This is a genomic window from Buttiauxella sp. B2, assembly GCF_006376615.1.
Classification (GTDB): Bacteria; Pseudomonadota; Gammaproteobacteria; order Enterobacterales; family Enterobacteriaceae; genus Buttiauxella.
On sequence record NZ_VEXQ01000021.1, the window covers coordinates 14,699 to 40,826 of the forward strand.

28 protein-coding genes and 1 pseudogene are annotated in these 26,128 nt (G+C 48.1%); 19 read left to right on the top strand and 10 right to left on the bottom strand.

Annotated features, from left to right (window positions below; translation table 11 throughout):
- Genes lptE through nadD form a run of 3 tightly spaced genes read left to right on the top strand, consistent with a single transcriptional unit; the run spans window position 1 to window position 2,298 of the window.
- A complete protein-coding gene (lptE, locus tag FH968_RS18930) occupies window positions 1-624 on the top strand; it encodes an LPS assembly lipoprotein LptE (RefSeq protein ID WP_139882302.1) in 624 nt (207 codons plus the stop codon).
- Window positions 621-1,652 (top strand): DNA polymerase III subunit delta, encoded by a 1,032-nt coding sequence (gene holA / locus FH968_RS18935; protein WP_139882303.1) that lies wholly within the window; start codon window positions 621-623, stop codon window positions 1,650-1,652. Before lptE ends, holA begins: the two co-directional genes overlap by 4 nt.
- Window positions 1,645-2,298 carry a nicotinate-nucleotide adenylyltransferase gene (nadD, locus tag FH968_RS18940; RefSeq protein ID WP_139882304.1) on the top strand — a complete coding sequence of 218 codons (654 nt, stop codon included), beginning with the start codon at window positions 1,645-1,647 and terminating at the stop codon, window positions 2,296-2,298. Before holA ends, nadD begins: the two co-directional genes overlap by 8 nt.
- Here the strand turns inward: nadD and cobD are convergent.
- Entirely contained in the window at window positions 2,270-3,364 is a 1,095-nt protein-coding gene (gene cobD / locus FH968_RS18945) for a threonine-phosphate decarboxylase CobD (RefSeq protein WP_139882305.1), read from the bottom strand. The two genes, nadD and cobD, sit on opposite strands and share 29 nt — an antisense overlap.
- Window positions 3,365-3,455: 91 nt before the next feature.
- Here cobD and FH968_RS18950 point away from each other — a divergent pair, with 91 nt between their 5' ends.
- The 10 genes from FH968_RS18950 (at window position 3,456) to lipA (ending at window position 13,247) form a co-directional block, all read left to right on the top strand.
- Window positions 3,456-4,067 carry an adenosylcobalamin/alpha-ribazole phosphatase gene (locus FH968_RS18950; RefSeq protein WP_139882306.1) on the top strand — a complete coding sequence of 204 codons (612 nt, stop codon included), beginning with the start codon at window positions 3,456-3,458 and terminating at the stop codon, window positions 4,065-4,067.
- Between the two features lie 259 nt (window positions 4,068-4,326).
- On the top strand, window positions 4,327-4,644 hold the full coding sequence (gene rsfS / locus FH968_RS18955) for a ribosome silencing factor (protein WP_139882307.1): 318 nt from the start codon (window positions 4,327-4,329) through the stop codon (window positions 4,642-4,644).
- Window positions 4,645-4,647: 3 nt separating this feature from the next.
- Window positions 4,648-5,118, top strand: coding sequence for a 23S rRNA (pseudouridine(1915)-N(3))-methyltransferase RlmH (gene rlmH, locus FH968_RS18960; RefSeq protein WP_034456714.1), 471 nt, complete (start codon window positions 4,648-4,650; stop codon window positions 5,116-5,118).
- Window positions 5,119-5,145: 27 nt separating this feature from the next.
- Window positions 5,146-7,047, top strand: coding sequence for a peptidoglycan DD-transpeptidase MrdA (mrdA, locus tag FH968_RS18965; protein ID WP_139882308.1), 1,902 nt, complete (start codon window positions 5,146-5,148; stop codon window positions 7,045-7,047).
- Window positions 7,048-7,049: 2 nt separating this feature from the next.
- Window positions 7,050-8,162 carry a peptidoglycan glycosyltransferase MrdB gene (gene mrdB, locus FH968_RS18970; RefSeq protein WP_139882309.1) on the top strand — a complete coding sequence of 371 codons (1,113 nt, stop codon included), beginning with the start codon at window positions 7,050-7,052 and terminating at the stop codon, window positions 8,160-8,162.
- A gap of 16 nt (window positions 8,163-8,178) precedes the next feature.
- Complete coding sequence (rlpA, locus tag FH968_RS18975; protein WP_139882310.1) at window positions 8,179-9,330, top strand: endolytic peptidoglycan transglycosylase RlpA; 1,152 nt, start codon at window positions 8,179-8,181, stop codon at window positions 9,328-9,330.
- A 143-nt stretch (window positions 9,331-9,473) separates the two neighbouring features.
- A complete protein-coding gene (dacA, locus tag FH968_RS18980; protein ID WP_139882311.1) occupies window positions 9,474-10,685 on the top strand; it encodes a D-alanyl-D-alanine carboxypeptidase DacA in 1,212 nt (403 codons plus the stop codon).
- Window positions 10,686-10,796: 111 nt separating this feature from the next.
- On the top strand, window positions 10,797-11,060 hold the full coding sequence (gene ybeD / locus FH968_RS18985) for a DUF493 family protein YbeD (protein WP_139882312.1): 264 nt from the start codon (window positions 10,797-10,799) through the stop codon (window positions 11,058-11,060).
- Between the two features lie 88 nt (window positions 11,061-11,148).
- Window positions 11,149-11,790: a lipoyl(octanoyl) transferase LipB gene (gene lipB, locus FH968_RS18990; protein WP_139882313.1), complete on the top strand. Its 642-nt coding sequence runs from the start codon at window positions 11,149-11,151 to the stop codon at window positions 11,788-11,790.
- Window positions 11,791-12,281: 491 nt separating this feature from the next.
- Window positions 12,282-13,247, top strand: coding sequence for a lipoyl synthase (lipA, locus tag FH968_RS18995; RefSeq protein WP_139882314.1), 966 nt, complete (start codon window positions 12,282-12,284; stop codon window positions 13,245-13,247).
- Between the two features lie 99 nt (window positions 13,248-13,346).
- Here lipA and tatE read toward each other — a convergent pair whose 3' ends face one another.
- Window positions 13,347-13,550, bottom strand: a complete 204-nt coding sequence (tatE, locus tag FH968_RS19000) for a twin-arginine translocase subunit TatE (RefSeq protein WP_139882315.1) — start codon at window positions 13,548-13,550, stop codon at window positions 13,347-13,349.
- 128 nt (window positions 13,551-13,678) lie between these two features.
- Window positions 13,679-14,467, bottom strand: coding sequence for a deaminated glutathione amidase (locus tag FH968_RS19005; protein ID WP_139882316.1), 789 nt, complete (start codon window positions 14,465-14,467; stop codon window positions 13,679-13,681).
- A gap of 107 nt (window positions 14,468-14,574) precedes the next feature.
- On the opposite strand from FH968_RS19005, the gene crcB reads away from it, so the two are divergent.
- Entirely contained in the window at window positions 14,575-14,958 is a 384-nt protein-coding gene (crcB, locus tag FH968_RS19010; RefSeq protein WP_139882317.1) for a fluoride efflux transporter CrcB, read from the top strand.
- 212 nt (window positions 14,959-15,170) lie between these two features.
- Here the strand turns inward: crcB and cspE are convergent, their stop codons facing one another.
- The 3 genes and pseudogenes from cspE to FH968_RS23930 form a co-directional block, all read right to left on the bottom strand.
- On the bottom strand, window positions 15,171-15,380 hold the full coding sequence (gene cspE, locus FH968_RS19015; RefSeq protein ID WP_004100146.1) for a transcription antiterminator/RNA stability regulator CspE: 210 nt from the start codon (window positions 15,378-15,380) through the stop codon (window positions 15,171-15,173).
- Window positions 15,381-15,582: 202 nt separating this feature from the next.
- Window positions 15,583-16,158 (bottom strand): lipid IV(A) palmitoyltransferase PagP, encoded by a 576-nt coding sequence (gene pagP / locus FH968_RS19020; protein WP_223271343.1) that lies wholly within the window; start codon window positions 16,156-16,158, stop codon window positions 15,583-15,585.
- Between the two features lie 204 nt (window positions 16,159-16,362).
- Window positions 16,363-16,907: pseudogene (locus tag FH968_RS23930) on the bottom strand (efflux RND transporter permease subunit); the annotation flags it as partial.
- Between the two features lie 590 nt (window positions 16,908-17,497).
- Here FH968_RS23930 and dcuC point away from each other — a divergent pair.
- Together dcuC and rna are read left to right on the top strand one after the other, a co-directional pair.
- Window positions 17,498-18,880: an anaerobic C4-dicarboxylate transporter DcuC gene (dcuC, locus tag FH968_RS19030; protein ID WP_139882319.1), complete on the top strand. Its 1,383-nt coding sequence runs from the start codon at window positions 17,498-17,500 to the stop codon at window positions 18,878-18,880.
- A gap of 137 nt (window positions 18,881-19,017) precedes the next feature.
- Window positions 19,018-19,821: a ribonuclease I gene (rna, locus tag FH968_RS19035; protein WP_139882320.1), complete on the top strand. Its 804-nt coding sequence runs from the start codon at window positions 19,018-19,020 to the stop codon at window positions 19,819-19,821.
- Here rna and FH968_RS19040 read toward each other — a convergent pair whose 3' ends face one another.
- The 3 genes from FH968_RS19040 to FH968_RS19050 all read right to left on the bottom strand — a co-directional run bounded on the left by FH968_RS19040 (window position 19,822) and on the right by FH968_RS19050 (window position 23,273).
- Entirely contained in the window at window positions 19,822-21,129 is a 1,308-nt protein-coding gene (locus FH968_RS19040; protein ID WP_139882321.1) for an MFS transporter, read from the bottom strand.
- 59 nt (window positions 21,130-21,188) lie between these two features.
- The gene (locus tag FH968_RS19045; protein ID WP_139882322.1) at window positions 21,189-22,136 is read right to left on the bottom strand and encodes a 2-hydroxyacid dehydrogenase; all 948 of its coding nucleotides are present in this window, start codon (window positions 22,134-22,136) and stop codon (window positions 21,189-21,191) included.
- A 144-nt stretch (window positions 22,137-22,280) separates the two neighbouring features.
- Window positions 22,281-23,273 (bottom strand): LacI family DNA-binding transcriptional regulator, encoded by a 993-nt coding sequence (locus FH968_RS19050; protein ID WP_139882323.1) that lies wholly within the window; start codon window positions 23,271-23,273, stop codon window positions 22,281-22,283.
- 194 nt (window positions 23,274-23,467) lie between these two features.
- Between FH968_RS19050 and idnO the strand changes: the two genes are divergently transcribed.
- The 3 genes from idnO to FH968_RS23695 all read left to right on the top strand — a co-directional run bounded on the left by idnO (window position 23,468) and on the right by FH968_RS23695 (window position 24,958).
- A complete protein-coding gene (gene idnO / locus FH968_RS19055) occupies window positions 23,468-24,232 on the top strand; it encodes a gluconate 5-dehydrogenase (RefSeq protein WP_139882324.1) in 765 nt (254 codons plus the stop codon).
- 10 nt (window positions 24,233-24,242) lie between these two features.
- Entirely contained in the window at window positions 24,243-24,713 is a 471-nt protein-coding gene (locus FH968_RS19060) for a YhcH/YjgK/YiaL family protein (RefSeq protein ID WP_139882325.1), read from the top strand.
- 92 nt (window positions 24,714-24,805) lie between these two features.
- Window positions 24,806-24,958 (top strand): hypothetical protein, encoded by a 153-nt coding sequence (locus FH968_RS23695; RefSeq protein WP_189389230.1) that lies wholly within the window; start codon window positions 24,806-24,808, stop codon window positions 24,956-24,958.
- A gap of 93 nt (window positions 24,959-25,051) precedes the next feature.
- On the opposite strand, the gene FH968_RS19065 is transcribed toward FH968_RS23695, so the two are convergent.
- Window positions 25,052-25,882, bottom strand: a complete 831-nt coding sequence (locus tag FH968_RS19065; protein WP_139882326.1) for an alpha/beta fold hydrolase — start codon at window positions 25,880-25,882, stop codon at window positions 25,052-25,054.
- Window positions 25,883-26,128 lie beyond the last annotated feature (246 nt).

Sequence of the window (26,128 nt, forward strand, 5' to 3'; positions counted from 1 at the left end):
GTGCGACATCCCTTTGTCAGCTTGTTAGTTACTTTGGCGGTGCTTGTCACCGCTGGGTGTGGTTTTCACCTGCGTGGCAACACGCAGGTTCCGGATCAGATGAAAACCTTGATCCTGAACTCCAGCGATCCCAACGGCCCACTGACGCGTGAGATTCGCTCTCAGTTGCGACTTAACGGCGTAACGATTGTGGATGATACCGGGACGGGTGTACGCAAAGACATTCCTTCTCTGCGTATACTGGGAAGTACGATTGGTCAGGATACGGCATCCATATTCCAGGATGGGCGTACTGCTGAGTATCAAATGGTCATGACCGTTTCAGCACAGGTGCTGATTCCAGGCCACGATATCTACCCAATCAGTGTAAGAGTGTATAAATCATTCTTTGATAACCCTCTGACTGCTCTGGCAAAAGACGCCGAGCAAGACTTGCTTGTCAAAGAGATGTACACCACAGCGGCACAACAGCTTATTCGTAAGCTGACGACTGTGCACAGCGCTGACGTAGCTGAAACCAAAGACGCCGAGAAGCCGGTAAACAGCGCGACTTCGACACCGACTTCAGCAACGTCTGCTGGCCGTACGTCGACCACCCTTTCGGTCACATCTGGTAGCCAATGATTCGGTTGTACCCTGAACAACTCCGCGCGCAGCTCAATGAAGGGCTGCGCGCAGCGTATCTTCTGCTAGGCAACGATCCTCTATTGCTCCAGGAAAGCCAGGATGCAATACGCCAGGTGGCAAACACCCAGGGTTTCGAAGAACATCATACCGTTCAGATTGATGCCAGCACTGACTGGCAAGATCTGTTCTCGATTTGCCAGGCGTTAAGCCTGTTCGCCAGTCGCCAGACTCTCCTGCTACTGTTGCCAGAAAACGGCCCAAACGCCGCGATTAACGCACAGTTCGATATTCTGGTGTCGCTACTGCATGACGACATTCTGCTGCTAGTGCGCGGTAATAAATTTACCAAAGCCCAAGAAAACGCAGCATGGCTGGGCAAACTGGCCGATCGCAGCGTGCTTGTCACTTGCCAGACCCCAGAGCAGGCCCAATTACCACGCTGGGTTGCTCAACGCGCCAAACAGATGAACCTCACGCTAGATGATGCGGCAAACCAACTACTGTGCTACTGCTACGAAGGCAACTTGCTGGCGCTATCACAGGCTCTGGAACGCCTGTCGTTGATTTGGCCGGATGGTACCCTGACGTTGCCGAGGGTAGAGCAAGCGGTAAACGACGCGGCTCATTTCACCCCGTTCCATTGGGTGGATGCGATTCTGGCAGGGAAAAGCAAGCGTGCGCTGCATATCTTGCAACAGCTCAGGCTTGAAGCCAGCGAACCGGTAATTCTACTCCGTACTATCCAACGCGAACTACTGCAACTGGTTAATCTAAAACGCCAGTCGGCTCACACCCCGCTGCGTGCTTTATTTGACCAACAACGCGTATGGCAAAACCGCCGGGCACTGGTGACTGAAGCGCTTAATCGCTTATCCGTAGAGCAGCTTTATCAAGCCGTTCTTTTGCTCAGCCAAATAGAGCTGACGCTCAAGCAAGACTACGGACAATCGGTTTGGGCTGAACTTGAAGGGCTTTCCTTGCTGCTTTGCCATAAAGCCTTGCCGGAAATATTTATCAATGGCTAAGACTACGTCGCGTTTAATTGCATTGTATGGAGGGACATTTGATCCCATCCATTACGGGCATTTAAAACCGGTCGAAGCGCTGGCAAAACAGGTGGCTCTGCATCAGGTCACTATCATGCCAAACAACGTGCCACCGCATCGCCCACAACCGCGGGCAGACAGCCAGCAACGCAAAACTATGGTTCAGATTGCCATCGCAGGAAACCCGTTGTTTAAGTTAGATGACCGCGAGCTTCAGCGTGAAACACCATCGTATACCGTTGAAACATTGGAACAGTTGCGCGCAGAAATTGGATCTGAGCAGCCGCTGGCGTTTATTGTGGGCCAGGATTCTTTGCTGAACCTGCAGCGCTGGCACCGCTGGGAAACGTTGCTAACGTTATGCCACCTGCTTGTTTGCCAGCGTCCGGGCTATTCTGTGTCAATGGATACCATAGAAGAACAACAGTGGCTTGATGCGCATCAGGCTTCATCGGTTGAACAACTTCATACCCAGCCTGTGGGTAAAATTTACCTGGCACAAACGCCGATGTACGATATTTCGGCAACAGCCATCCGCCAGCGTTTAGAGCATCATCTGCCTTGCGACGACCTAATTCCCTCGGCAGTTGCGGAGTTTATTCGCCAGCATCATCTTTATAGTTAAGCACTCGCTGCAACGCACCTAATAACTTGTCGTTATCTGTCGGGCTTTTAATTGCCACGCGATAATAACTCGCATCCAGCCCAGGATAATTCGCGCAGTGACGAATCAAAATATTCTCTTCCAGCAGCGCCCGTTGAAGATCTAATCCGGCAACGTCACAACGCAGGAAAATATAATTCGCCCGCGGAGGCCAAACTTTAATTCCATGCAACTCATTCAAGCCGTTAAACAAACGTGGCTGTTCAGTGCTTAACCAACGATAACTCGCTTCAATATAAGTCTGATCGCTAAGGATCACTTCCCCAGCCAGTGCCGCAAAGGCATTAATAGTCCAGGGTTCTGTGCGTTCGCGAATACATCCAACGGTTGCGGTATCCGCACTCACCAGATAACCAAGCCGCAGCCCGGCAATGGCAAAAAATTTAGTGAGCGAGCGCAAAACATAAAGCTGAGTGAAACTCGAGAGGTGAGGAATTAAGCCTGATTCTTGCGGTAAAAAATCGAGGAAAGCCTCATCCACTATCAGCGCAATTTGGTTTTCGCGGCAGTGATGTGCGATAGCCAACAGCAACGGTTTATCGAACATCAGTCCAGTGGGATTATTCGGCGTACACAAAAACAGGCAATCAAGGTCGGGCGTTAATGCGCAAAGCAACGATTCATCGGGTTGCCAGCCCTGCTCTTCACTGAGATGGAAATCAGTTATCTCGCAGCCGACACGGGCTAATGCACGGCGATATTCAGCAAAACCCGGTGTCAATAATAAAGCCTTACGTGGCGCGAGCTGTTGCACCAAATTAAATATCAGCTCTGTTTCGCCATTACCTGCCAATACCCACTCCTTTGGGACTTGATGATGATTAGCTAAAGCCTGATGCAAGGCTCGATATTCAACGTCAGGGTAACGCTCAGCCAGCGCCAGGTTATCGGTGATCGCACGCTTTAATGAATCAGGCATGCCAAGCGGATTAATATTCGCACTAAAGTCGATAAGTAAATCTGCATCCACACCCATCATGGTTGCAGCTTCAATAATATTGCCACCGTGCTGACTACTGAACGCCATATCTTCCCCCTTAAAACAGACTTCAGAATTTGAGGTGCAATGATACACTTATGACCGTGTCAGCCACAGCCAACGTTTTCCCGGGGATTATATGAAATTATGGTTAGTGCGCCATGGAGAAACCCAGGCGAATGTAGACGGTTTGTACAGCGGTATTTCAGAAACCTCACTGACCGCAAAAGGCATTGTTCAAGCTGAAGCAGTCGGCAATATGTTAAACAATGTTGCCTTTGATAAGGTACTTTGCAGCGAATTGAGCCGTGCACAACACACGACTCAACTTATTCTTCAACAACGCAACGTTCCCGTTGTTACCGAACCCCGCATCAATGAAATGAATTTTGGTGACTGGGAAATGCGCCATCATCGTGACTTGCAACGCCAGGATGGCGAAAATTATGCGGCCTGGTGCAATGACTGGCAGAACGTCGTGCCCAAAAATGGTGAAGGCTTCCAACTATTTTCTCAACGTGTCAGCGAATTTGCCGCGTCACTACCTTTGCTGTCCAAACAAGAGAATGTTCTGATTGTTAGCCATCAAGGCGTACTAAGTTTGCTTATCGCGACCCTGCTCAACATGCCTCCAGCCTCACTGTGGCATTTTGTAATAGAGCAAGGGGCGTGGAGTTCTATTGAGATTAAGGATAGTTTTACCACCCTTCGGACCCTTAATAATCGCGCTATTTACACTCCTGCATCGTAAGTTGTATGTGTTGCAGTTATCGTCAACCATTGACACTACAGTCCAGGCTGTTATGCTCCGCTGCCATAATTTCCTGCCCGCAAGCATGACTTTCCAAAATAGTTTTACAAAAATGGCGATGCAAACCAGGTCACTCGGTGGGATGATATCCCGCTTTGAGCACCGCATTGCCGATTTGTCGGTAAAACTGCCCCATTTAATTTAATGGGTTTTAACGCGGGCTAAATCGAACACACTCTACTTTTCCCAGGGGGAACACTTGCAGGGTAAAGAATTTCAGGATTTCATCGTCGATAAAATCGACGACCTCAAAGGTCAGGACATCATTACTCTGGATGTTCAGGGTAAATCAAGCATCACTGATTGCATGATTATCTGTACTGGTACTTCTAACCGCCACGTTATGTCTATCGCAGAACACGTCGTAGAATCATCCCGCAAAGCAGGTTTTGATGCGCTGGGTGTGAAAGGTATTAACGCGACTGACTGGGTAGTTGTTGATCTTGGCGAAGTTATCGTCCATGTGATGCAAGAAGAAAGCCGTCAATTGTACGAATTGGAAAAGCTCTGGGGTTAATGCGTGAAGCTGCAACTAGTCGCAGTTGGCACTAAAATGCCTGACTGGGTACAAACCGGCTTTACCGAGTACCTGCGTCGTTTTCCTAAGGATATGCCATTTGAACTGGTAGAAATTCCTGCGGGAAAACGCAGCAAAAATGCCGATATCAAACGCATTCTCGAAAAAGAGGGCGAAATGATGTTGGCAGCGGCCGGCAAGGGCAACCGAATTGTCACGCTGGATATCCCGGGGCAACCATGGGATACGCCGCACCTTGCCGTGCAGCTTGAACGTTGGAAACAAGATGGTCGAGACGTCAGCTTGCTGATTGGCGGCCCGGAAGGTCTCGCCCCTGCGTGCAAAGCTGCCGCAGAGCAAAGCTGGTCGCTTTCCAATTTGACAATGCCACACCCCTTGGTTCGGGTGCTGGTCGCTGAGAGCTTGTACCGCGCGTGGAGCATCACGACCAATCATCCTTATCACCGTGAGTAGATATCGTCAGGTAGAACAAAGCTGCGGATGAAATTACAGAATTCTTTTCGTGACTATACAGCCGAGTCTGCGCTTTTTGTGCGCCGGGCGCTGGTTGCGTTTCTCGGTATTTTGGTGCTAAGCGGTGTGCTTGTCGCCAACCTTTATAATTTGCAAATCGTCCGTTTCACCGACTACCAAACTCGTTCCAATGAAAACCGTATAAAACTGGTTCCGATCCCGCCAAGCCGCGGGATTATCTACGATCGTAACGGCACACCACTGGCCCTCAATCGCACCATTTATCAGGTGGAAATGATGCCGGAGAAAGTGGATGACGTGCAGGCGACGCTTGAAGCGTTGCGCTCGGTGGTAGATTTAACTGATGACGATATTGCCAACTTTAAGAAAGAGCGAGCCCGCTCGCATCGTTTCACCTCTATTCCGGTAAAAACCAACCTCACCGAAGTGCAGGTTGCGCGTTTTGCCGTTAATCAGTACCGCTTCCCGGGCGTTGAAGTGAAAGGCTATAAACGCCGCTTCTACCCGTATGGCTCAGCGCTGACGCACGTCATCGGCTACGTTTCCAAAATCAACGATAAAGACGTTGAGCGTTTGGATAAAGACGGCAAACTGGCAAATTACGCTTCCACGCATGACATCGGTAAACTCGGCATCGAACGTTATTACGAAGATGTTCTTCATGGTCAAACCGGTTATGAAGAAGTTGAAGTCAACAACCGTGGTCGTGTTATCCGTCAGCTCAAAGAAGTACCGCCGCAAGCTGGACACGATATCTATCTGACTATCGACCTTAAGTTACAAAATTATATTGAAACTTTGCTAGCAGGGAGTCGTGCTGCGGTGGTAGTCACCGACCCTCGCACTGGTGGCATTCTGGCGCTGGTTTCAATGCCAAGCTATAACCCGAACTTGTTTGTCGATGGTATCTCAACCAAAGACTATTCCGGTTTACTTAACGACCCAAACACGCCGCTTATCAACCGTGCGACTCAAGGGGTTTACCCTCCTGCTTCTACGGTAAAACCGTATATGGCAGTTTCCGCACTTAGCGCTGGCGTGATTACCCGTAATACCTCACTGTTTGACCCAGGTTGGTGGCAATTGCCCGGTTCTGAAAAACGCTACCGTGACTGGAAGAAATGGGGCCACGGCCGCCTTAATGTGACCAAAGCCCTTGAAGAATCTGCAGATACTTTCTTCTACCAGGTCGCTTATGACATGGGCATTGACCGCATGGGCGAATGGATGAACAAATTTGGCTATGGCCACTATACCGGTATTGACCTCTCGGAAGAGCGGTCCGGTAATATGCCTACGCGCGAATGGAAACTTAAACGCTTTAAAAAACCATGGTACCAGGGCGACACCATTCCTGTGGGTATCGGCCAGGGTTACTGGACAGCGACGCCAATTCAAATGAGCAAGGCGATGATGATCCTGATAAACGATGGCGTTGTTCGCGTTCCTCATTTCCTGATGAGCACCACCGAAAATGGTAAGCAGATCCCATGGAAGCAACCGGTGCAACCGCCAGTTGGTGACATTCATTCTGGTTTCTGGGAAATTGCCAAAGATGGTATGTATGGCGTTGCCAACCGTCCTAACGGTACAGCACATAAATACTTTGCCAACGCACCGTATAAAGTTGCAGCGAAATCAGGGACTGCGCAGGTCTTTGGCTTAAAAGCCAATGAAACCTATAACGCTCATAAAATTGCTGAACGCTTACGCGACCATAAATTGATGACGGCGTTCGCTCCTTACGACAATCCGAAAGTTTCCGTCACCATGATTCTGGAAAACGGCGGCGCAGGCCCTGCTGTAGGCACCATCATGCGCCAGATCCTCGACCACATTATGCTCGGGGATGACAATACGGTACTGCCTACTGAAGCACCTGCTCCACCGGGAGCTGAGGATCAATAATCATGACTGATAATCCAAACAAAAAGTCGTTCTGGGATAAAATCCATATCGACCCGCTCTTCCTGGTCACCGTTCTGGCGCTGCTTGTCTTTAGTGCGCTGGTTATCTGGAGCGCCAGTGGCCAGGACATGGACATGATGGAGCGAAAGATTGGTCAAATCCTGATGGGGCTGGTCATTATGATCGTGATGGCGCAGATCCCCCCTCGTGTTTACGAAGGTTGGGCGCCCTATCTGTACATCGTCTGTATTATTCTGTTGGTGGCAGTTGATGCGTTTGGTGCAATTTCCAAAGGTGCACAGCGCTGGCTTGACCTGGGTATCGTACGTTTCCAGCCGTCAGAAATCGCCAAAATAGCGGTACCTCTTATGGTGGCGCGCTTTATCAACCGCGATGTCTGCCCGCCAACGTTGAAAAATACCGCGATCGCGCTGGTGCTCATTTTCATGCCGACGCTACTGGTTGCTGCTCAACCTGATCTCGGAACATCGATTCTGATTGCCGCATCCGGTCTGTTCGTTCTGTTCTTATCAGGTATGAGCTGGAAACTGATTGGCGTTGCTGTCCTGCTGGTTGCCGCCTTCATCCCGATTCTGTGGTTCTTCCTGATGCATGATTATCAGCGTGCTCGCGTGATGATGCTACTTGATCCAGAAACTGACCCACTTGGTGCGGGCTACCATATTATCCAGTCTAAAATTGCTATTGGTTCCGGTGGATTGCGTGGCAAAGGCTGGCTACATGGAACACAGTCGCAGCTTGAATTTTTACCCGAACGCCATACTGATTTTATCTTTGCGGTACTCGCCGAAGAGCTAGGTCTGGTGGGTGTTTTGGTATTACTGGCGCTCTATCTGCTACTCATTATGCGCGGTCTTGTCATTGCCGCTCGCGCGCAAACTACCTTTGGCCGTGTTATGGCCGGCGGGTTAATGTTGATTTTATTCGTATATGTGTTTGTTAACATTGGCATGGTTAGTGGTATCTTACCGGTGGTCGGCGTACCTTTGCCGCTAGTGAGCTACGGGGGCTCGGCCCTCATCGTTCTGATGGCCGGGTTTGGTATCGTAATGTCGATACATACCCACAGAAAAATGTTATCAAAAAGCGTGTAAGTGGATGAGGTGCGTAATGATTAAGCGTTGGCTTGGGATCTGTGTAGTCACTGCAATACTGGCTGGCTGCTCGTCTGATGATGGCGACCAGCAGCAGGTAAATCAGCAACCGCAACCGGCTGTTTGTAATGGCCCGACGGTTGAAATCAGCGGCGCAGATCCGCGTTTTGAGCCGTTGAATCCTTCGGTTAATCAGGATTACGAGAATAACGGTAAGAGCTACAAAATCGTGCAAAACCCGGCTAATTTCAGCCAGGCAGGTCTTGCTTCAATTTATGATGCCGAACCGGGTAGTAACCTAACCGCATCTGGTGAAGCCTTTGACCCATCGGCTATAACCGCCGCGCACCCTACGCTGCCTATTCCAAGCTATGCGCGTGTCACAAACCTCGCGAATGGCCGTATGATTGTCGTGCGCATCAACGACCGTGGCCCTTATGGCAATGACCGTGTGATTTCATTGTCCCGAGCCGCAGCCGATCGCCTGAATACATCAAATAATACCAAAGTGCGTATTGACCCTATTCTGGTAGCGCAAGACGGCACCATGTCAGGGCCTGGTACTGTATGTACGACTATTGCCAAGCAAACCTACGCCCTGCCCGCGCGTCCTGATTTAAACGGTGGAATGGGAAGTGCTTCTTCTGGAATGCCAGCAACAACGCCAGAAGGTGATGTGCGTGCTATCAGCAATTCAACACTGCAAAGTGAAGATACAACTGGCGCACCGGTCAGCAGCAGTGGTTTCTTAGGTGCTGCAACACCGCTGGCTTCAGGCGTGATTGAAACGGAGCAACCGCAGGTAGTGGCCGCTCCAGCTGCATCCGCAACGCCTGCTCAAACAACGGCTCCTGTGCAACAAACTGCACCGGTCACAGCACCTGGTTCAGTTCAAGGTAGCGTACACTCTGCTGCACCTGTTGCTAGCGCCGCAACCGGGCGATATGTGGTTCAGGTTGGTGCAGTAAGTGACCAGACCAGAGCAACACAATGGCAGCAGAAACTGAGCCAACAATTTGGCGTACCGGGTAAGGTTTCCAGCAATGGCACCATGTACCGGGTACAGCTAGGGCCATTTGGCAGCAAAGGTGAAGCCACTGCGCTGCAACAACGCTTGATGAGCGAAGCCCAGCAGCAATCTTTCATCACTAACGCACCCGCTATGTAAGTGGTTGTGTCTGGCATCCGCAGTGCGTCAATTAATGTAAATACCATTAACAAATGATGCGCAAAGACGGATGCCAGCAAAAATCGCTTTTGCTATAGTAAGGCACTTTTTTTATTCCCATCATGGATGTCGTTGTTCTAATCATGAAAACAGCCCCTTCTTTTCGTTTTGTTAAACGCCTGGCGCTATCTACGGCCCTAACTCTTTCGGCGATCGCTGCCGCACACGCTGACGACCTGAACATTAAAACCATGATTCCAGGCGTGCCGCAGATTGATGCAGAAGCGTACATTCTGATTGATTACAATTCCGGTAAAGTTCTGGCTGAATCCAACGCCGATACCCGCCGTGACCCTGCCAGCTTGACCAAAATGATGACCAGCTACGTTATCGGTCAGGCAATGAAAGCAGGTAAATTTAACGAAAGCTCAATTGTGACTGTTGGACAGGACGCATGGGCAACCGGCAACCCAGTATTTAAAGGCTCATCGTTGATGTTCCTGAAACCGGGGATGCAAGTACCAGTATCTCAACTGATTCGTGGTATTAACCTGCAATCAGGTAATGATGCTTGCGTTGCAATGGCCGATTTCGTCGCCGGCAGCCAAGATTCGTTCGTCGGCCTGATGAACAGCTATGTTTCTGCTTTGGGTCTGAAAAACACTCACTTCCAGACTGTACACGGCCTGGATGCAGAAGGTCAGTACAGCTCGGCGCGTGATATGGCTCTGATTGGCCAGGCGCTGATTCGTGACGTTCCAAACGAATACTCTATCTACAAAGAGAAAGAGTTCACCTTTAATAATATTCGCCAGACAAACCGTAATGGCTTGCTGTGGGATACCAGCCTGCAAGTTGACGGTATTAAAACTGGCCATACCGATGCTGCTGGCTACAACCTGGTGGCATCAGCTACTGAAGGCCAGATGCGCCTGATTTCCGCAGTATTAGGTGGACGTACTTACAAAGGCCGCGAAACTGAAAGCAAAAAACTGCTGACCTGGGGCTTCCGTTTCTTTGAAACTGTTTCTCCACTGAAAGCCGGTAAAGAGTTTGCTTCAGAGCCGGCCTGGTTTGGCGATAATGACCGTGCATCTCTGGGTGTTGATAAAGACGTCTACCTGACTATCCCACGCGGCCGTATGAAAGACCTGAAAGCCAGTTATGTGCTTAACAGTACTGAACTGCACGCGCCACTGCAGAAAAACCAGGTTGTGGGCACTATCAATTTCCAACTGGATGGCAAAACAATCGAACAGCGTCCTTTGGTCGTCCTCCAGGAAATGCCAGAAGGTAACTTCTTCAGTCGTATCATTGATTACATCAAACTGATGTTCCATCATTGGTTTGGTTAATAATTGAACACTTGAAAGAGTGGAAGTCGTCCCCATATACTATGAATCAAAGCAACTCCCGCCCCTGCTGGCGGGAGTTATCATTTTTAATGCCGTAACGCTGGAGCTACCATGAAAACCAATCTGAGAGAATTGCTCGAATTCCCGACTTCCTTTACTTACAAAGTGATGGGTCTGGCGAAACCTGAGCTGGTTGATCTGGTCGTTGAGGTGGTGCAGCGCCACGCACCAGGTGACTACACCCCGCAGGTTAAACCAAGCAGCAAAGGTAACTACCATTCTGTGTCAGTTACCATTAATGCGACCCACATTGAACAAGTTGAAACGCTGTACGAAGAACTGGGTAAAATCGAAATCGTTCGTATGGTGCTGTGATTTGTAAACTGCCCGGTCCCGTGGCCGGGTAGTGCTTTTCCTGCTGTGGTATACTCCCTCAACTTTCTAACCTGCCGGAGACGATGTTTTGTCTCAAGATACTATTCAAATCCGCCAACTCGGCCTGCGACCCTATGAACCTATTTCGCAGGCGATGCATGACTTTACTAATACCCGTGATGAAACCACCGCCGATGAAATTTGGCTCGTAGAACATCAACGTGTATTTACCCAAGGCCAGGCAGGTAAAGCTGAACACGTATTAGTTCCTGGTGATATCCCGGTAATCCAAAGTGATCGTGGCGGCCAGGTGACTTACCACGGGCCAGGCCAGCAAGTTATGTATGTGTTGCTCAACTTGAAACGTCGCAAGCTCGGGGTTCGGGAACTGGTCACCATCCTTGAACAAACTGTGGTTAACACACTTGCAGAGTTGGGTGTCGAAGCTTATCCACGTGCTGATGCGCCCGGTGTCTATGTCGATGGACGCAAAATATGCTCACTGGGTTTACGTATCCGGAAAGGTTGTTCATTCCATGGATTAGCATTGAACGTTGACATGGACCTCAGTCCATTTTTGCGAATCAACCCTTGCGGCTATGCGGGTCTTGAAATGACACAGGTCAGTGCATTACGACCGGGCGTTTCACTTGAAGATGTTCAGCCATTGCTTATTAATAAATTCATTGAATTGCTGAATAACCCCCCTATTAAATACACCTCCATTTAATACATTTATTATTCCAGTGGCTGCATCTTATTCAGATGCAGCCATTAATTCCTCATACCTCAATATCACTTTATGCTTTGTTTTATAAAATTTTAATAGATTAAGTAATAGGTTGTTTTTTATGCATTAACCAACAATGGTATCAACTCATTAGTTATCATATATTCAGGCTGAATATATTTATGGGTTCCCGTTTTTTGACCAACCAAGGATAGATGTGTCATGGGAAAAGACAAAAAATGATTTTCCACTTTCAATATGCTACGAAATATCAACCTCTCGGGAGCCGCTACAAGGTCGGTTCGCCAATTGTTAACGTTGAAAAGCGCACATTCCAACAACTCATTTACAATTCTTTCCCCATTTACTGCTCTGTCAGGCTGATTTATCCCCTTCAGTGATGATATACTTCAGGCGTTGTTAAAAAATAGTTGATAAATAAAACATTCGATTAGCCTGACTTCGTTATCAGCAACTGGAATACGTACGATATGAGTAAACCCATTGTAATGGAACGCGGCGTCAAGTACCGCGACGCCGATAAAATGGCTCTGATCCCGGTTAAAAACGTGGTGACAGAGCGCCAGGAGCTGTTAAGAAAGCCAGAATGGATGAAGATAAAACTTCCGTCTGACTCGACCCGAATTCAGGGTATCAAAGCGGCAATGCGTAAAAATGGTCTGCACTCTGTGTGTGAAGAAGCCTCCTGCCCTAACCTGGCAGAATGTTTCAACCACGGAACGGCAACCTTTATGATACTTGGTGCAATCTGTACACGTCGCTGCCCGTTCTGCGATGTTGCCCATGGACGTCCTGTTGCGCCAGATGCCAATGAGCCCGTTAAGCTTGCCCAAACTATCGCTGACATGGCATTGCGCTATGTGGTTATCACGTCTGTTGACCGTGACGATCTGCGCGATGGTGGTGCTCAGCACTTTGCCGATTGCATCAGTGCAATTCGTGAAAAAAACCCGAGCATCAAAATTGAGACTTTGGTACCAGACTTCCGTGGACGTATGGATCGCGCACTGGAAATTCTTACCGCAACGCCTCCAGACGTGTTTAACCACAACCTGGAAAACGTACCGCGTGTTTACCGTAAAGTCCGCCCTGGCGCTGATTACAATTGGTCGCTGAAGCTGTTAGAGCGCTTTAAAGAAGCACATCCTGACATCCCGACTAAATCAGGGCTGATGGTAGGTTTAGGCGAAACTAATGCCGAGATTGTGGAAGTCATGCGCGATCTACGCAGGCATGGCGTCACGATGTTGACGCTGGGCCAATATTTGCAGCCAAGCCGTCATCATTTGCCAGTACAGCGTTATGTTAGCCCTGACGAGTTTGATGAAATGAAAGCGGAAGCACTGGCGATGGGCTTTACCCATGCCGCTTGTGGCCCGTTTGTTCGTTCGTCATACCACGCTGACCTGCAAGCTAAAGGTATGGAAGTCAAATAACGATGTAACAAATCGTTACCTTTAATCTGCTATGAGCGCGCAAAAAACCGGTATAAAAATACCGGTTTTTTTATGTCTGGTCGAAAATTGAAGTCGGTATTAGTCTTTGTGCGTAATACGGTCCGCTGCTTCATCCGTATTGTTGGCAGACTTCGCGCTAGTCTCATCATCATTCATAGCTTTCTTGAAGCCCTTGATTGCCGAACCGAGATCGCCACCGAGAGTGCGCAACTTCTTGGTCCCAAATAACAAAACAATCAGCACACCGACTACCAATAACTTCGTAATACTAATCTCACCCATAGCAACCTTCTTTAATCACACTGGCCGTGAATACGGCGAATAATACACTGAGACAATTAACGGTCATTTTGTCGTGCGATACAATAGCAACCTGTAACAAGTTGAATCAAGATCTGGTCAAAAAACAATCACAACAACTGCGGTAAAGCAAAACGGCGATTTTTGAGCACTGGTAACATTGCCCGCACTTGGGTGAGATATTGGCTTTCCAGTTCAGCATATATCAAAGTCGGTTGCTGATTTGCTGCTGCAATCACAACACCAAGTGGGTCCACGATTCGACTGTGACCGATATTCTTATTACCGCATTCACCGGAAGCCACAACGTAACATGTAGTATCTAGTGCCCGGGCCGCAAGCAACGTTGACCAGTGCATCTCTTTATTCGGGCCACGTAACCACGCGGCCGGCAATACTAAAACATCCGCACCCGCCAGCGCCAGACTCAACGCCATCTCTGGGAAACGTAAATCGTAGCAGGTCATTAGACCTACTTTAAAACCTGCAACCTCAATCAATGGTGGCAAACAATCTCCCGCATCGACCAGCCGTGATTCTTGTACATTAAACGCATCGTAGAGATGAATTTTCTGATAGCGAGCAATCACTTCACCGCCGCGAATAGCCAGTAAGGTATTTGCCGCCCGCCCCGGTGTGGTTTTGATATGCAAAGTTAGTATGGTTGTCAGTTGATCATTACTGCTTTGCCCGCAAAGTCGTTCGATAAACTCTTCGTTCATCGTCTGCGCAAACTTCACCGACAAATCTGGGTCGTTATCATCACGAGCCAACACCGCCTCGGGCAACACAAGCAACTGCGCCCCTGCAGCTTGAGCTTGTGTCATATGGCTAAGACATGTTTGTACATTTTCCTGCCAGACCTTGCTCACCGCAAATTGACCTACTGCAACTTTCATTATTAACCCTCAAAAGGCTATGAATAATTTCAGTATATCGGGTGTGAAACTTTCCGTGCTGACGTTACACTCAAACACTTTCGAATTATAGCGAACAGGAATCTATCGTGTTGCAGATGCTATTTGCCGTATTTATTGGCGGTGGGACGGGGAGTGTTGTGCGCTGGTTGCTCAGTATGAAACTGAACCCACTCCATGGTGCCATTCCGATCGGAACGCTGACGGCAAACCTGGTTGGGGCTTTTATCATCGGGCTTGGGTTGGCACTTTTCACCAGAATGACTCATCTTGATCCCGTATGGAAGCTTTTGATTACTACCGGTTTTTGTGGCGGTTTAACCACGTTTTCAACCTTCTCGGCTGAAGTTGTGTTTTTACTTCAGGATGGGCGTTTAGCATGGGCTGGATTAAACATGCTGCTAAACCTTGCAGGCTCACTAACGATGACCGCTATCGCATTCTGGTTAGTTTCTTTGGCCTATGGCCAGTGATTAGCAACGCGTTAAGGTTAGCTTAATTTTTGTCTGCCACTCTGGACAAAAATTAGCGTGAGGCAAAATGATGAAAGAACGAGTTGCAGGTTGGACTGCGGTGCTGATGAGTACGCTGATTGTGATGTGCTTTGTGAAAGTTTATCTATTCCCCTGAATTTAGAGCAAAAAAAACCCGCCTTAGCGGGTTTTTATATTCTACTGGTAATGCCTTAGATAGGCATTACGTTTGCAGCAGATGGGCCTTTGGCACCGTTAGTGATTTCAAACTCAACGCGCTGACCTTCAGCCAGGGTTTTGAAACCATTGCTCTGGATTGCAGAGAAGTGTACGAACACGTCTTTGCTACCATCTTCCGGAGTAATGAAGCCAAAGCCTTTTGACTCGTTAAACCACTTAACGTTACCTTTAATCTTAGACATCTAAATTACCTTTACATGAAAAAACGACACAAATGCTGTGTCGAGCATCAGTACACCAATTGTGATGGATTTTGTCCAGCCCAGATTTGCTAAAAAGTGATAAAAACTGCAACCTCTTTTAAAATCTGTGCAGCAGCCCGTATTTTTGAACAGTGGATAGCAAACATCAGCGTTTTGTTTGTTTCCGGCCGGTTAGTACTTATCAGAATTGGAAGCGAAACCAAGCAAAGTAAACGTTACCGTTGTTATAAGTCCCTGGAATATAGGTCATCTGGAACGTTGCCGGGCCATAACCGACAGACGCTAAAGGTAGAATCACAGGAATCGGAATATAGTTCCAGTTATCACGTGCAGTCGCACCTAGCGTATAACCCAGACCCAGACGGAAGTTATCGTCTGTTAGTGGTCGCCAAATTTTCTCCCAACCATAGCCACCAATCGGTTCCCATTTATTAAAGGAATCTTTAAACACCATCAGATATAAACCGTGCCAGTTACCGCTGTCATCCCATCGCGTTTGCCCAAACCCAATGCCCCACGGGCGTTCGTTATAACGGTCTGTTTTTTCTTTGTCGTAGGCAAAACGGGCATGCCAGGTTATTGCTGGTACGTACAAATCATAATGTTGCGGTTCATTCCACGTTTCTGAAACGTTATCAGTCAACGTGTCCCAGGCATCACTTAATACACCATTTTGGCTTGCCATCGCAGCAGGCATTGCCATAAGCGGTGAGACAATAATAATAAGAGAAATGATAATTTTTTTTGTTAGAGTCACATTAATTTCCACACCAAAATCCAATATATAAGCTAGCAAATTATATATTAACAAAATCTCAATAAGCTTTTAGTAAATTCCTAAAACAGCTTCAACTTTGTCATTCGGACTAAAGAGAATGCTATTTTTGAATGTTTTCAGTACGAAAATAATTACCATAACAATTTTCTGAGAATCAAAAATGTTTGTATAACACACTGTTATTTATAGTATTTTCAATAAATCGCACATTACCTGGCTCACATGCATTGACAGCAATGGTGCAGTAATCATGCCACCCATCATCGGAGCGACTATGCGGTGCATCATTTCTGAACCGGTGCTATCACCCCTCATAATCGACAACAAGCGCGCCAAATTCGAAGCACTTCCCCCATTAATGCAATAAAGCCAACAACGACTGCTACGAACAAATTATGCCCCTGCAGATAGAGTACCCAGACTCCACCAATGAGTGAGAATAGCAAAACCCCCATTATTAATAATGCATTACTCAAGCGAGAAAATGTTACGTAGAGCAAGACGAAATTAATAACCAGCGTAAATGGTAAGACTATTCTCAATTAGGTGCTCGCACGTTGCAAATATTCAAATTGCCCGGACCACGATAATGATACTCCATTTGGTAATTTTACCTATTGAGCAACGGCACGTTGCATATCCTCTACGGCAGATTTTAAATCCCGCCCGCGTAAATCAACATAAATACAATTCGATAAAAATGTCACGCCCCGCTTTGCCAAACACGGTTACAACTTCAGGCACAGTTTTGATTCAGATGTCAGTTTGTTGCAGCAAAAGTGTCGGTGCCAGCAGCGCTATACGAAGATCCACTACGCTTGATGCAAGAGTACTGCCGCTGGCAACCGTTGCCTTTCTTCACAACACGGTGGCTATGGAAATCTCAGCGGCTGTTTGTTGGGCCATTGGCATCGACATTTCATGAGACATATCGGTCGAGGCGGCAGTATAAGAATCAGACTCTTTTATTTTAAAAGCTTTTTTAGCTGCTTTACACTCAGCCAGTTAATTAACAATTCCATAATATTTATTTAATTTAATAGCCTTCAAATGATTATTAATAGAACGATAAAGTGTATAAATATATAACGCCTATCAATAAGTAAATGCCATAATTGCCATGCTGCCTGCAAAAGTGTCATGGCAGCGTGACGAAACTTACTAAATTTGATGCTCATCAGGAATCTCTGCCAGCGATTCAGGCAGATTGGCACCGTTTTCGCTGACGACTGCAAAGCGTCTTATTATTTTTCAGGCATGGCGTTACGTTCAGGCTCGGTCAAAAGATGCCGACAGCCAAACGCAACAGGGGGCTTTAATGCTGACTATCATGGAATTACTTATTGGGGTTGTGGTTATTGTTGGTGTAGCTCGCTACATCATCAAAGGCTACTCCGCGACCGGCGTATTATTTGTCGGTGGTTTATTACTGCTTATTATCAGTGCATTGCTGGGTCATAAAGTATTACCGTCCAGTGCGGAAAGCACCGGTTATACCGTCACAGATATTTTTGAGTATGTAAAAATCTTGCTGATGAGCCGTGGTGGCGATCTTGGCATGATGATTATGATGCTATGCGGTTTCGCGGCTTATATGACGCATATCGGCGCGAATGACATGGTGGTAAAACTCGCGTCAAAACCGCTGAAGTTTATTAACTCACCGTACATTTTGATGGTTGCCGCCTATTTCGTAGCTTGCCTGATGTCACTGGCGGTTTCCTCTGCCACGGGTCTTGGCGTGTTACTGATGGCAACCCTGTTCCCGGTCATGGTTAACGTCGGTATTAGCCGTGGCGCCGCTGCCGCGATTTGTGCCTCCCCTGCTGCGATCATCCTGTCACCTACATCTGGCGATGTAGTGCTGGCGGCAAAAGCGGCTGAAATGTCACTGGTTGATTTTGCATTCAAAACAACAGTACCGATTTCTATCGCAGCGATTATTGCCATGGCGATTGCCCACTTCTTCTGGCAACGCTACCTGGATAAAAAAGAAAATATCAGCCATGAAATGCTTGATGTCAGCGAAATCCAGACCACTGCACCATCGTTCTACGCCATCCTGCCATTCGCGCCTATTATTGGCGTGTTGATTTTCGATGGTAAATGGGGCCCGCAGTTACACATCATCACCATTCTGGTTATCTGTATTCTGATTTCGGCAATCATTGAATTCTTCCGCGGTTTCAATACCCAAAACGTCTTCTCTGGCCTGGAAGTTTGCTACCGCGGCATGGCTGACGCCTTCGCAAACGTCGTGATGTTATTGGTTGCAGCAGGCGTATTTGCCCAGGGTCTGAGCACTATCGGCTTTATCCAAAGCCTGATTTCAATTGCCACATCATTCGGTTCTGCAAGTATCATTCTGATGCTGGTGCTGGTCGTTCTCACCATGTTGGCTGCAATGACTACTGGTTCAGGTAATGCACCGTTCTACGCCTTTGTTGAGATGATCCCGAAACTGGCTCACTCCTCAGGCATTAACCCTGCGTACCTTGCCATCCCAATGCTGCAAGCATCCAACCTGGGCCGTACGATTTCCCCAGTTTCCGGTGTAGTCGTGGCGGTTGCAGGTATGGCAAAAATATCTCCATTCGAAGTCGTCAAACGCACTTCAGTGCCGATTGCAGTAGGTCTGGTTGTGGTGATTATTGCCACCGAGATCCTGGTGCCATCTGCAGCCATCGTTGTTGGCGGTTAACATCTTTAGCTAAAAAATCACAGCGCACGAATGTGGGTTGTGGCGCTAACCAAGAACTTATTCAGAACAAAGCGTCTCATCGAGGCGCTTTTTTTATGATTTAATAAGGAATCATCATCAAACTAAATGAGAAAGGCATGAAATTTATCTGCCAAACCGCACTGCTATCTCTTGCCTGTATCACCAGTGTCGCGACCCACGCTGATCCCCTCCAGCCCAAACAATATGCCGATTTCGACCGCTATGTGCTGGCACTTTCCTGGCAAACTGGCTTCTGCCAGAGCATGCATGAGCGCAATCGCAACGAACCTGTTGAGTGTAAAACGCAGCAGGAGCAGAACGACAAACGCGCATTTTTGACCGTGCATGGCCTGTGGCCTGGCTTACCAAAATCAGTTGCCGCAAAAGGCGTGGATGAAAAACGGTGGATGCGTTATGGGTGTTCAACCCGCCCAATACCTAATATGGCGGAGGTTCGCGGCTCGCAAAAGTGCCAGGCACCTGCCCCTGCGTTATCCACAGATATCGCCACTAAACTCGCGGGTGTCATGCCCGGTGCTGGCGGCCAGTCCTGCCTCGAGCGTTATGAGTTCGCCAAACATGGCGCATGTTTTGGCTTTGACCCTAATGCCTATTTCGGCACCATGGTTCGTCTGAACAATGAATTCAAACAAAGCGCTTTCGGTGCGTTTTTGGCAGAAAACTACGGCAAAATGGTTACGCGAAAAGCATTCAATGAAGCACTGGATAAAAGCTGGGGAAGTGATGCCGTCAAAGCGGTGAAGTTAACCTGCAATGGTAATCCTGCATATCTGACGGAAATGCAGATCTCGCTTAATGCCGCCAAAATTAACAGTCCGCTAAACGAAAGCTCATTTGCGGTACAAAAAAATCCAGGCAACTGCGCTAAACAGTTTCGCCTGGATGCTGTAGGTTATTGATTAGCTTGTGACACTCGCTACATCTGCGACTGACTTACTGTCTTGATTCGGAGTCAGATCGCAGTTCTTTGGCAACGTCAGGGTAATCAGGGCTGCGATCACAAGTGATCCTGCCAAAGCGCATACCGCAACGTTTTGCCCATAGAGATACATCATCATCCCCACCAGCCATGGGCCGCAGAAACCGCCCAAATTCCCTAAACCATTAATCACACCGCGCGCACCACCGGCAACTTCCGGCGATGCAATTCGGCCAGGAATAGACCAGAAAGGACTGGTTGCCGCTTTCAGGAAGAATCCGCACACCACTAACGCGATATAAGCTGCCACAATGTTATGACGTAAAACTACCGAGGCCAGAAGGGCTGCGGCAAAGCACAACAGTGAAACCATCACCCATAAACGTCGTTTACCTGTCTTATCGCTGAGCATCGAAATCACGTAGATCCCAATAATCGTTGCAATGAACGGGACTATTGCCAACATCCCAACACCTGCCATGTTCGCGCCGGTAAGATTCTTCAGAATAGTCGGCAGCCACAGCGTGTAGCCGTAATCTCCGGTCTGATAAAAAAAGTTAAGCGCCACCAGCTTCATCAAACTGCTGTTACGGAACACATCTCGCAACGGCGCTTTGCTTACTGGTTGTTTCAGGCTGCGAGCCTGGCGGTCACTTTCCAGTTCTGCCAACAGGTATTCACGTTCTGCCGCCGGTAACCAGCGAGCCTCCTGAGGGCGATCGCTAATCAGTACCCACCATACCGCCAGTACTACAATCGACAACAAGCCTTCGATGATGAACAGCCAACGCCAGTCCAGCCCCTGAATAATAGCGCCAGAAATTGGGGCGGTAACCATCCCACCAATCGGTGCAAACATCATCACAAAAGCATTTGCACGCCCGATTTCCTTGTCCGGGAACCAGTTACTGATCATCGTCAGCACCACGGGTAACATGCCGCCCTCAGCAACACCGAGCACAAAACGCAGAACTAAAACTTGATAGTGATTCGTGACAAAACCTGTAGCAACGGACACTATCGCCCAGGCCACCAGTGACCACGCAATAAAGCGCTTACCGCTGCCGTTCACTGCTGCGCGCCCACCGGGGATCTGCAAAAAAAGATAGCCGATGAAAAATATCCCACTGGTGAGACCCGCCATTTGGCTGGTAATAGCTAAATCAGCTTCCATTCCACCAGGAAGTGCAAAACTAATATTCACTCTGTCCATAAAGGAGATAATGCAGGCGATTAAAATAGGCGCAACCACACGCCACCAACGAGTGCCGGGGATTTTCTTTTCCATGGTATTGTTCCGTGACAATAAAAGTCATTGCCCTTTTTAAATAAAGGGCGCCGGTATTATTAATTTATACGATGAGGTAATGACTGTCCGTTTAAATAAGCCTGAACATTTTCAAACACGATATTACTCATACGCTGACGGGTTTCATGCGTGGCGCTGGCGATATGTGGTTGCAATACCACATTATCCATTTCAATCAGTTCAGCAGGGACATTTGGTTCATTAACAAAAACATCAAGCCCGGCGCCTGCAATATCGCCATTTTGCAACGCAGTAATCAAATCTTGTTCATTGATAATACTACCGCGGGCAATATTAATAATCAGTGCGTGTTTGGGTAACGTCTCAAATACCTGACGGTTCACTATTCCCAGGCTTGCTTTTCCCCCTGAAACGGCGACAACAAAAAAGTCGCTATGCTCGGCAAGGCTCAAAACATCATCGCACCAGTGATACGGCAGCGAGTTATCCACCTGGCGGTCAGTGTAGTAAATATCCATATCAAATCCACTGGCGCGACGGGCAATGGCGCGGCCAATATTCCCCATACCGAAAATACCGATGCGTTTGCGGCTCACCTGTGTTGCTAATGCCGGGCTTTCTTGTAACCAGCGCCCTTCACGCACAAACCGGTCGCCCTGACAAAGTTGGCGGGCGCTGCTCAGTAACAATCCGAATGCCAGATCGGCAACATCATCAGTTAGCGCTCCGGCTGTAATGGTAATGGCGATACCGCGCCGGCGAGCATAATCCAAATCCACCGCGTCCGTACCAACACCGAAGATGGCAATCACGCCGACATGAGGTAGATTTTCCAGCACGGCAGTGGGCACACCAACGTCGCCTCGCGTCACTACCGCACCTATTTGCGCACCGTTGTCGGCAAGCCAGGCAGCAGCATCAAGCTGCTGGTAAAGACGATGAACAGTGTAATGCGCGTCCAGTTGTTGCTGGAGCGCATCCATCACAGGAGCAATCAATAATACGTGCTGGGTAGGTTGTGACATCGGTCCCCCGGTTAAGTCAGTTAAGTCAAAATTTCTGCTTAACATCAAAACCGTTTTAAGAGCAGGGTTTTGCGACGCAGGTCACGTGAATTCATGTTAGAAAACCGTGTTACCGTTAGCGTGATCGCCTCAGCACTTTGGGAGCTAAAGCGTGCCGCCCAGTGACAGACGGTAGTGCAAGTCAACCTGTTCAATAGTGGGCTGTTTATTGATTTTCTTGAGTAAAATTTCCGTGGCGACTTTGCCCATTTCAAAACGAGGCGTAACAACACTGGCGAGTTTAGGCACCGTCACCTGACCAATTTCTAGCCCATGGAAACCGGCAATGCCTATCTGTTCCGGGACACGAATATTGGCAGCCAGGCACTCCTGCAACACACCGGCAGCAAGGTCATCATTGGTACACAAAATACCGTCCATATCTGGGTACATCTGGCGAGCCATTGCCATCATTCCTGTGCCAATACTTACGGAAGAAACTTTGTTTGGCAACAACCTTCCATCCGTTAAACCCGCGTCAGCCATGGCTTTGCAATAACCTTCGTATCGTTTGATATCACGCACATCGGCCATCGAACCCAAATAGATTATCCGCTTCTTGCCGCTGGCAATCAGCATATTGGTCATATCGAATCCGGCACGAAAATTATCAAAACCAACGTTGATACGCTCGCTGCCTGCCACTAAGTCCATCACTTCTGCGATGGGTATTCCGGCGGCAGTTAAATATTTTTCGGCCCGCAAGGTGTGCACCGTTTCAGTCAGAATTAACCCTGCGACATTAAATCCCAATACCGTCGCTATTTGTTCTTCTTCACGCTCGCGATCGTAATCATAGTTAACCACCAGGGTCTGGTAACCCATTTGCTTTGTTACCGATTCAATACCCGCCAGTAAATCAGCAAAAATCTGGTTATTAAAGGAAGGAATAATGACACCGATACGCGGCTGCATATTGCTCGCCAATGCCCTGTTTTCTGGGTCCGGTATATAATTAACTTCAGCCATAACTTCGGCAATGCGAGCAGCTGTTTCCGGGGCGACTTTATCCGGTGTGCGCAAATAACGGCTTACGGTCATTTTTGTCACCCCCGCAAGGGCGGCAATGTCCTGCAATGTAATGCGCTGGTACTTCATCTGGCTTTCCTGATATCCCCGCAGAAAAGTGATTATGCCTCGCATCCTCAAGAAAAGAAAAGCCGCGGTACTTCACACTCCAGGTATCATGCGGGCGTAACACGATTCATAGTGATCAACTTCACAGTTTTGAATGACCCGAACCGCTTTGATAGGAGGTACTAAATACTGCATAGAAATAACAGGAATTCACCATGACGAATTTATTTACGCTCGATAATAAACGCGTACTAATTACCGGTTCAGCCCAGGGAATAGGCTTTTTACTCGCACAAGGTTTGGCAGAGCAAGGGGCAGAAATTATTATCAATGATATTACCACTGAGCGCGCCGAACATGCAGCTATGAAATTACGCGACAGCGGCTATACCGCCTGGACATCTGCATTTAATGTTACCGATCCTGATGCGGTTGAAACGGCCATCGAGAATATTGAACAAGAAATTGGACCCATTGACGTATTAATTAATAATGCTGGCATTCAACGCCGCCACCCATTTACTGAATTTCCGGTTAACGAATGGAACGATATTATTGCCGTAAACCAGACGGCGGTGTTTTTAGTTTCTCAATCCGTTGCACGACGCATGATGAGACGCCAATCCGGGAAAATCATCAATATTTGCTCCATGCAAAGCGAGCTAGGGCGCGACACCATTACACCGTATGCCGCAGCAAAAGGTGCGGTGAAAATGTTAACCCGTGGCATGTGCGTTGAACTTGCGCGGTACAACATTCAAGTTAATGGCATCGCACCGGGCTATTTCAAAACGGACATGACCAAATCTCTGGTCGATGACGAAGCATTCACTCAGTGGTTATGTAAGCGCACGCCAGCAGCGCGTTGGGGTGATCCTGAAGAACTGATCGGTGCAGCCGTATTCCTGTCGTCAAAAGCATCGAACTTCGTTAATGGCCATCTGCTGTTTGTTGATGGCGGCATGCTGGTTGCAGTGTAAAGGAGGACATATGATTATTGATAAACTCGACAATGCGGCCCATAACCCAGTGTATCCGCAGGTTATTCGTCATGCGCTACAGGCGATAATCGCCAACCAACCCCAGAAGCTTGCCAACGGCAAATACCCTATTGAAGGCGAACTCATTTACTTTTCAGTGTTTGATGGAAAGTCCAAACCTCTGGAAGAACAGCGCCCTGAGCTACACGCTCGCTATATAGACGTGCACATCGTTCTGGAAGGTGTAGAAATTATCGGTGCCGCACCTGTGGAACAGCAGCAATCGACAGACGGTGAATTCGACGAGCAAAATGACATTGGTTTCTACAAAGGTATGGGCTGCGAAACATTGATAAAACTGCTGCCAGGTGACCTGGCCATTCTTTTCCCCGGTGAACTTCATCGCCCAATGGCCACGTTAAATGAGCCTGCTGCACTAAGGAAGATTGTGGCGAAGATAGATGCAAGTTTGATTAGCTGAAAGCGATAAATACGGAAGACAAAAATAAATCAGTTCACTATTAGTTCCGGGTTTGTGGGCATATGCTTTGCTTATCAAATACGGAGGTCATTATGAGCACAACAAAACGTTTGTTAATACAGTTAAAAAATCAATTTGAACGCGAAGATAAGAAACATAAATTGCTGGGTTTGATTTGGCTATCCCCACAACAACGCTATGAAATACTAAAAGAAATTATGCTTCCCATCGCGAAAAAGGCTTAATGCGGTGGCGGAAAATAAACCGCCCTTACCCTGACGCACTTGCAAGAGAGTCAAGGATTAAGGGCGGTTTTCAAATATGATGTACGCCGAAAATTACGCGGTGATAAACGCCAGCAGATCCGCATTCACCCGATCTTTCTCCGTGGTACAAATGCCGTGTGACCCGCCTTCATAGACCTTGAAAATCGCGTTAGGTAATGTCGCCGCAGTGGCTTTTCCGCAGGTTTCAAACGGCACAATTTGGTCGTCGTCACCGTGAATAACCAGCGTCGGGATGGTCATTTTTTTCAGATCTTCACGCTGATCTGTCTCAGAAAAAGCTTTGATACAGTCGTATAGAGCTTTAATGCCACCTTGCATGCCCTGCTCAACAAAACTTTCCCGTACGCCTTCAGAAATTTTCGCCCCTGAGCGGTTATAGCCGTAAAACGCCATGGTCAGTTCTTTGAAAAAGTCTGCGCGGTTAGCTCGCACACCTTCACGGATGCCATCAAACACATCAATAGGTACGCCGTTGGGGTTGAAATCGGTTTTCAGCATAATTGGCGGAACGGCGCTTATCAAAACCGCTTTAGCCACGCGACCCGTACCATGGCGGCCAATATAGCGCGCAACTTCCCCACCGCCGGTGGAATGCCCAACATGAATCGCCTCTTTCAGATTCAAATGCGCAGTCAGTTCCGCCAGGTCATCAGCGTACTGGCTCATGTTGTTGCCGCCCCAGGTTTGCGATGAGCGCCCGTGCCCTCGCCTGTCATGAGCAATAACCCTGAATCCTTTTTGTCCAAGGAAAAACATCTGATCTTCAAACGCATCCGCCGTTAATGGCCAGCCATGGCTGAATACTACCGGTTGCCCTTCTCCCCAATCCTTAAAGTAAAGAGAACTGCCGTCCTTCAACGTGAGTTTGTCGTAATGGCTCATGATATCTCCTGTTCAGGTGATGATGACCGCACAAGGCGCATAGGTGAAACGTGCCTATAAAGGGTAATGCAAATTTTTCACCTGACAGGTTTATTTACGCTGGGCAATTGATTCACTGACGTTAGTAAGGGTTTATTTCGATAGTTTGACCTCGCTCTCAAATTGTTAATAAACATGAGGTGGTCCATTCCCGATAGCGTCATGTTACCAGTATCATGTTACCGGTATCAGAAATACGGTGAATTA

What these genes read in the sequence shown, in the direction of transcription:
- FH968_RS19060 (WP_139882325.1), top strand. Translation starts at nt 24,243, where the DNA reads ATGATTATTGATAAACTCGACAATGCGGCCCATAACCCAGTGTATCCG.
- lipA (WP_139882314.1), top strand. Translation starts at nt 12,282, where the DNA reads ATGAGTAAACCCATTGTAATGGAACGCGGCGTCAAGTACCGCGACGCC.
- holA (WP_139882303.1), top strand. Translation starts at nt 621, where the DNA reads ATGATTCGGTTGTACCCTGAACAACTCCGCGCGCAGCTCAATGAAGGG.
- idnO (WP_139882324.1), top strand. Translation starts at nt 23,468, where the DNA reads ATGACGAATTTATTTACGCTCGATAATAAACGCGTACTAATTACCGGT.
- cobD (WP_139882305.1), bottom strand. Translation starts at nt 3,364, where the DNA reads ATGGCGTTCAGTAGTCAGCACGGTGGCAATATTATTGAAGCTGCAACC.
- cspE (WP_004100146.1), bottom strand. Translation starts at nt 15,380, where the DNA reads ATGTCTAAGATTAAAGGTAACGTTAAGTGGTTTAACGAGTCAAAAGGC.
- tatE (WP_139882315.1), bottom strand. Translation starts at nt 13,550, where the DNA reads ATGGGTGAGATTAGTATTACGAAGTTATTGGTAGTCGGTGTGCTGATT.
- rna (WP_139882320.1), top strand. Translation starts at nt 19,018, where the DNA reads ATGAAATTTATCTGCCAAACCGCACTGCTATCTCTTGCCTGTATCACC.
- dacA (WP_139882311.1), top strand. Translation starts at nt 9,474, where the DNA reads ATGAAAACAGCCCCTTCTTTTCGTTTTGTTAAACGCCTGGCGCTATCT.
- FH968_RS23695 (WP_189389230.1), top strand. Translation starts at nt 24,806, where the DNA reads ATGAGCACAACAAAACGTTTGTTAATACAGTTAAAAAATCAATTTGAA.
- FH968_RS19050 (WP_139882323.1), bottom strand. Translation starts at nt 23,273, where the DNA reads ATGAAGTACCAGCGCATTACATTGCAGGACATTGCCGCCCTTGCGGGG.
- mrdB (WP_139882309.1), top strand. Translation starts at nt 7,050, where the DNA reads ATGACTGATAATCCAAACAAAAAGTCGTTCTGGGATAAAATCCATATC.
- FH968_RS18950 (WP_139882306.1), top strand. Translation starts at nt 3,456, where the DNA reads ATGAAATTATGGTTAGTGCGCCATGGAGAAACCCAGGCGAATGTAGAC.
- nadD (WP_139882304.1), top strand. Translation starts at nt 1,645, where the DNA reads ATGGCTAAGACTACGTCGCGTTTAATTGCATTGTATGGAGGGACATTT.
- FH968_RS19040 (WP_139882321.1), bottom strand. Translation starts at nt 21,129, where the DNA reads ATGGAAAAGAAAATCCCCGGCACTCGTTGGTGGCGTGTGGTTGCGCCT.
- mrdA (WP_139882308.1), top strand. Translation starts at nt 5,146, where the DNA reads ATGAAATTACAGAATTCTTTTCGTGACTATACAGCCGAGTCTGCGCTT.
- rlpA (WP_139882310.1), top strand. Translation starts at nt 8,179, where the DNA reads ATGATTAAGCGTTGGCTTGGGATCTGTGTAGTCACTGCAATACTGGCT.
- dcuC (WP_139882319.1), top strand. Translation starts at nt 17,498, where the DNA reads ATGCTGACTATCATGGAATTACTTATTGGGGTTGTGGTTATTGTTGGT.
- FH968_RS19065 (WP_139882326.1), bottom strand. Translation starts at nt 25,882, where the DNA reads ATGAGCCATTACGACAAACTCACGTTGAAGGACGGCAGTTCTCTTTAC.
- ybeD (WP_139882312.1), top strand. Translation starts at nt 10,797, where the DNA reads ATGAAAACCAATCTGAGAGAATTGCTCGAATTCCCGACTTCCTTTACT.
- FH968_RS19045 (WP_139882322.1), bottom strand. Translation starts at nt 22,136, where the DNA reads ATGTCACAACCTACCCAGCACGTATTATTGATTGCTCCTGTGATGGAT.
- FH968_RS19005 (WP_139882316.1), bottom strand. Translation starts at nt 14,467, where the DNA reads ATGAAAGTTGCAGTAGGTCAATTTGCGGTGAGCAAGGTCTGGCAGGAA.